Consider the following 514-nt stretch of genomic DNA (forward strand, 5'->3'; position numbering starts at 1 on the left):
ACGCGCGGGCGGACGCGCCGGGCCGCGCCACCCTAGACTGTGAGCCGTGACTGTGTCCGGGACGAGCGCGCCCACCCAGGCGATCGACACCGTCGACCGCGCGGCGACCACCCCCGACGAGCCGCAGCCGTTCGGTGAGTTGGGCCTCAAAGACGACGAATACCAGCGGATCCGCGAGATCCTCGGCCGTAGGCCCACCGACACCGAACTGGCGATGTATTCGGTGATGTGGAGCGAGCACTGCTCGTACAAGTCCTCGAAGGTGCACCTGCGCTACTTCGGTGAGACCACCACCGACGAGATGCGCGCCGGCATGCTGGCCGGCATCGGGGAGAACGCCGGCGTGGTCGACATCGGCGACGGCTGGGCGGTCACCTTCAAGGTGGAGTCGCACAACCACCCGTCCTACGTCGAGCCGTATCAGGGCGCTGCCACCGGGGTGGGCGGCATCGTCCGCGACATCATGGCGATGGGGGCGCGGCCGATCGCGGTCATGGACCAGCTGCGGTTCGGG

The 514-nt window shown here is 69.1% G+C and carries 1 protein-coding gene; it reads left to right on the forward strand.

Features of this window, described 5'->3' with window-relative positions:
• Nucleotides 1–46: 46 nt before the first annotated feature.
• Nucleotides 47–514 (forward strand): AIR synthase related protein (locus tag A5700_RS06995; RefSeq protein WP_231991386.1); only part of this gene is annotated, 468 nt, incomplete at its 3' end.

It is taken from the genome of Mycobacterium sp. E1214 (genome assembly GCF_001666755.1).
Classification (GTDB): Bacteria; Actinomycetota; Actinomycetes; order Mycobacteriales; family Mycobacteriaceae; genus Mycobacterium.